General features: G+C 42.9%; 3 protein-coding genes and 9 tRNA genes. 11 read left to right on the top strand and 1 reads right to left on the bottom strand.

Going from position 1 to position 4,232, the window contains the following annotated elements:
* Window positions 1-194: 194 nt before the first annotated feature.
* The gene (locus ACFPA1_RS22325) at window positions 195-2,369 is read left to right on the top strand and encodes a Tex family protein (protein WP_378585703.1); all 2,175 of its coding nucleotides are present in this window, start codon (window positions 195-197) and stop codon (window positions 2,367-2,369) included.
* A gap of 17 nt (window positions 2,370-2,386) precedes the next feature.
* On the opposite strand, the gene cmpA is transcribed toward ACFPA1_RS22325, so the two are convergent.
* Window positions 2,387-2,497, bottom strand: a complete 111-nt coding sequence (cmpA, locus tag ACFPA1_RS22320; protein WP_213148129.1) for a cortex morphogenetic protein CmpA — start codon at window positions 2,495-2,497, stop codon at window positions 2,387-2,389.
* Window positions 2,498-2,591: 94 nt separating this feature from the next.
* Here cmpA and ACFPA1_RS22315 point away from each other — a divergent pair, with 94 nt between their 5' ends.
* From ACFPA1_RS22315 to ACFPA1_RS22270, 10 genes are all read left to right on the top strand, one after another.
* Window positions 2,592-3,068 carry a SprT family protein gene (locus ACFPA1_RS22315; protein WP_378585700.1) on the top strand — a complete coding sequence of 159 codons (477 nt, stop codon included), beginning with the start codon at window positions 2,592-2,594 and terminating at the stop codon, window positions 3,066-3,068.
* 120 nt (window positions 3,069-3,188) lie between these two features.
* Window positions 3,189-3,263 (top strand) — tRNA-Asn (locus ACFPA1_RS22310).
* Window positions 3,264-3,267: 4 nt separating this feature from the next.
* A tRNA-Ser gene (locus ACFPA1_RS22305) sits at window positions 3,268-3,358 on the top strand.
* 12 nt (window positions 3,359-3,370) lie between these two features.
* A tRNA-Glu gene (locus ACFPA1_RS22300) sits at window positions 3,371-3,442 on the top strand.
* Between the two features lie 63 nt (window positions 3,443-3,505).
* A tRNA-Gln gene (locus ACFPA1_RS22295) sits at window positions 3,506-3,580 on the top strand.
* Between the two features lie 7 nt (window positions 3,581-3,587).
* A tRNA-Leu gene (locus ACFPA1_RS22290) sits at window positions 3,588-3,672 on the top strand.
* Between the two features lie 63 nt (window positions 3,673-3,735).
* Window positions 3,736-3,821, top strand: a tRNA-Leu gene (locus tag ACFPA1_RS22285).
* 58 nt (window positions 3,822-3,879) lie between these two features.
* A tRNA-Arg gene (locus ACFPA1_RS22280) sits at window positions 3,880-3,953 on the top strand.
* A gap of 22 nt (window positions 3,954-3,975) precedes the next feature.
* A tRNA-Pro gene (locus tag ACFPA1_RS22275) sits at window positions 3,976-4,052 on the top strand.
* A 14-nt stretch (window positions 4,053-4,066) separates the two neighbouring features.
* Window positions 4,067-4,140 (top strand) — tRNA-Gly (locus tag ACFPA1_RS22270).
* The last annotated feature ends 92 nt before the right edge of the window (window positions 4,141-4,232 follow it).

The raw sequence follows: 4,232 nt of genomic DNA, 5'->3' as shown, positions 1-4,232 counted from the left end.
CCATGTGAACACGTCCTTTTAAATGATGATTGTATTATAATCTAAATCTCATTTTTACGTGTCCACTTTTTAGACTAACCTCAAAAATGTCCTTCATAAGTAAGTGAAAGGAAGAGCGTACTGATTTACCGTATAATGAAACCCCTGCGCTAATTTGATACAATAAGTGTTAAAAGGAAATTGGAGGTAAAGTTGTGACCGAAACAATAGTAAAAGACGAACAGTTACTAGGCAAAATTGCTGCTGAATTGGCAATCAATCATAAGCAAGTAAAAAATGTCATTTCCTTACTTAATGAAGGAAATACCGTCCCATTTATCGCTCGCTATCGGAAAGAAATGACCGGTGCCCTCGATGAGGTGCAAATCCGTAACATTCTAGAACGCTGGCAATACATACAAAACCTCGAACAAAGAAAAGAAGAAGTTCTCCGGATCATTGCGGAACAAGGAAAGCTGACCGAAGAGCTCCAGCAAAGCATCGTAAAAGCTGAAAAGCTCCAAGAGGTAGAAGATTTATACCGTCCCTATAAACAAAAAAGACGAACCAAGGCTACTATAGCTAAAGAAAAAGGCCTTGAGCCGCTGGCCGAATGGTTACTGACACTCCCAAAAGAAAGTGTTGAAGAAAAGGCGAAAGAATTTTTATCGGAAGAAAAAGAGGTTCTTACAATAGAAGATGCGCTAGCCGGTGCAAAGGATATCATTGCGGAAATGGTGTCAGACGATGCGGAAGGACGCAAGTGGATTCGTCGGGAAACCTTCAAATCCGGTACAGTTGTCTCTGTTGTAAAGGAAACGGAAAAGGACGAGAAAAACGTTTACGAAATGTACTATGAATACGAGGAACCGGTAAATAAAATCGTTCCGCACCGTATCCTTGCCCTAAACCGCGGTGAAAAAGAAGACATTCTAAGAGTATCTATCAAAATGAACTCAGATATCATCATTTCGTATTTGTCCAAAAAGTGGGTTAAAAAGGAGTACTCGCCAACAGCCCCATTTGTATTGGAAGCAATCGAAGACGGCTACAAAAGATTAATCCAGCCATCTATTGAGCGAGAAATCCGCAGTGAATTGACTGTAAAAGCAGAGGAACAGGCCATTCATATATTCTCAGAGAATTTGAGAAACCTTCTCCTCCAGCCGCCGTTAAAGGGAAAAATCGTCTTAGGGGTCGACCCGGCCTATCGGACAGGCTGTAAGCTGGCGGTTGTGGATGAAACCGGGAAAGTCCTAAAGATTGATGTCATTTACCCGCACCCACCGAAAGCAAAGCTCGAGGAAGCAAAAGACAAGTTTATCAAAATATTGCGGGACTATAAGGTTGAGATGGTTGCTGTCGGAAACGGGACAGCCTCAAGAGAGACAGAGCAATTCGTAGCTGATATTTTAAAAGAAGTTAAGGGAGAAATCTTTTATCTAATTGTGAATGAGGCCGGGGCAAGTGTGTATTCTGCTTCCGATCTAGCAAGAGAGGAATTCCCTAACTTCCAAGTTGAAGAACGGAGTGCCGTGTCAATTGCCCGCCGTCTGCAGGACCCGCTTGCGGAATTGGTTAAGATAGATCCGAAATCAGTAGGCGTCGGCCAATACCAGCATGATGTATCTCAGAAACTTTTGTCCGAATCACTCCATTTTGTCGTGGAAACGGCAGTTAACCAGGTCGGCGTGAATGTGAATACTGCCTCATCTTCCTTGCTGCAGTATGTTGCCGGCCTTAATAAAACAGCAGCCAATAATATTGTGAAAATGCGCGATGAGGAAGGGAAATTCACCAGCCGCTCGCAATTAAAGAAGGTTCCGCGCCTTGGTGCAAAGACCTATGAACAAGCGGTGGGCTTCCTGCGGGTATTAGATGGAAAACAGCCGCTGGACCGGACTGGAATTCACCCGGAAAATTACAAAGAGGTAGAAAAACTCCTTAAAAACCTCGGCTTTACAACTGCTCACCTAGGATCTGCAGAGTTGATATCTGCCTTGAACGGACTTGATTTGAAGTCCGTTTCTGAAGAGTTATCCATTGGTGAGTTAACATTGAAGGATATTGTTGACGCACTTGTAAGACCGGAACGTGATCCGCGTGACGACCTGCCCCGTCCGCTTTTGAAAAAAGATGTTTTAAAACTGGAAGATCTAAAATCCGGAATGGAGCTCCAAGGTACAGTCAGAAATGTTGTTGATTTTGGAGCCTTTGTAGACATTGGTGTTAAACAGGACGGGCTTGTTCATATCTCAAAACTAAGTACTCGATTTGTCAAACATCCGCTCGATATTGTCTCAGTAGGGGATGTAGTAACCGTCTGGGTAGATTCGGTTGATATGAAAAAAGGCCGGGTAGCACTAACGATGCTTCCTCCAGCAAAATAAATGAAAACACTGCTTGCTTAGCAGTGTTTTTTTCTGTAAAAAAACCAGCATTGATTTAACATCTTAATTTGATATCGATTTTTTTCATAAAATGCTCTTTTCATTTGGTTTTGAAACCAAGTAGGCATAAATTAAACCTCCCGAAAAGTTTCTCCACAAGGGTATATACAATATATGCTATAATAGGTTGTCACGTTCGCAAAGAAAGTGAGGGAACCTTAAATGAAGGATTCGGAGCTTCAGTTGATGGTGGAAAAAATCTCGATGGAGTACTTTGGGAAGCCCTTCAAACATAAGGCATCCTTTAATTCTCGGCTCAGATCAACTGGCGGCAGATATCTTTTGGGGACACATAATATCGAAATTAATAAAAAGTATTTGGAGCAGCTTGGAGAACAAGAATTAATTGGGATCATCAAACACGAACTAGTTCACTATCATCTTCACCTTGAAGGCAAGGGATACAAGCATCGTGATTTAGATTTTAAAACACTCTTAAAAAAGGTAGGGGCACCAAGGTTTTGCAATCAGCTTCCGGATGTTCCAAAAAGAAAACGTAAAGCTAAAAAAATACTTTTATATAAATGCACAAAGTGCAGCCTTCCATATCAGCGCAGAAGAAGCATCGATACAAGTCGCTATGTTTGTGGAAATTGCAAAGGGAAATTAGAAAAGGTCAAAGAATATCTTTTGGAATGAAAGTCTGAAGAACCATTTATTTCTATGAAAATTCGTATTGACTTTAGATAAAGACGTCATTATAATTTAAAGAGTCGATAGGGCAACGCCTTATTGGACTAGCTTCATATTTGCTGTTATTCCGCAGTAGCTCAGTGGTAGAGCTATCGGCTGTTAACCGATCGGTCGCAGGTTCGAATCCTGCCTGCGGAGCCATATTGGGGAAGTACTCAAGTGGCTGAAGAGGCGCCCCTGCTAAGGGTGTAGGTCGCGTAAGCGGCGCGAGGGTTCAAATCCCTCCTTCTCCGCCAGGTTAAAATATCGGCCCCTTGGTCAAGCGGTTAAGACACCGCCCTTTCACGGCGGTAACACGGGTTCGAATCCCGTAGGGGTCATCAGGAATGGGGAATGAAACAAATTCATTTCCTGTTTCTTTCTCTCTTGAAAAATAAATATATTGGGCTATAGCCAAGCGGTAAGGCAACGGACTTTGACTCCGTCACTCGTAGGTTCGAATCCTGCTAGCCCAGCCATTTTTTTGCGGGTGTGGCGGAATTGGCAGACGCACCAGACTTAGGATCTGGCGCCGCAAGGCGTGGGGGTTCGACTCCCTTCACCCGCACCAATAATTTCCTGTTGAAAAACCTCAGGAAACATGTTATGATTTTCTTTGTCGCTAATTTAAAATGCGGTCGTGGCGGAATGGCAGACGCGCTAGGTTGAGGGCCTAGTGGTGGCAACACCGTGGAGGTTCAAGTCCTCTCGGCCGCACCAAAAAATATATTGACATAATAAATCGAATGTGATAAGATATAAAAGTTGATTAAAAAGAGCGCCCGTAGCTCAATTGGATAGAGCGTCTGACTACGGATCAGAAGGTTATGGGTTCGACTCCTGTCGGGCGCGTTCAAAAGTTTAATTCCAATATCGGGAAATAGCTCAGCTTGGTAGAGCACTTGGTTTGGGACCAAGGGGTCGCAGGTTCGAATCCTGTTTTCCCGACCATCATAATTTTATATGCGGGTGTAGTTTAGTGGTAAAACCACAGCCTTCCAAGCTGTTGTTGTGGGTTCGATTCCCATCACCCGCTCCACTTTAGAATAATAGTTCTTTGAAAACTAAACAAACAAAAACGTCAACAAACAATAATATTCGTTTCATTTGAAACGAAGCCAACGTAACATT

The organism is Neobacillus sp. GCM10023253 (assembly GCF_042653105.1).
In the GTDB taxonomy this organism is placed as follows: Bacteria; Bacillota; Bacilli; order Bacillales; family Cytobacillaceae; genus Neobacillus; species Neobacillus citreus.
This window is presented reverse-complemented; position numbering and strand designations above follow the sequence as displayed.

Bases quoted from the DNA above. Each gene is read 5' to 3' on its own strand.
- cmpA (WP_213148129.1), bottom strand. From the start codon at position 2,497: ATGCCTACTTGGTTTCAAAACCAAATGAAAAGAGCATTTTATGAAAAA.
- ACFPA1_RS22315 (WP_378585700.1), top strand. From the start codon at position 2,592: ATGAAGGATTCGGAGCTTCAGTTGATGGTGGAAAAAATCTCGATGGAG.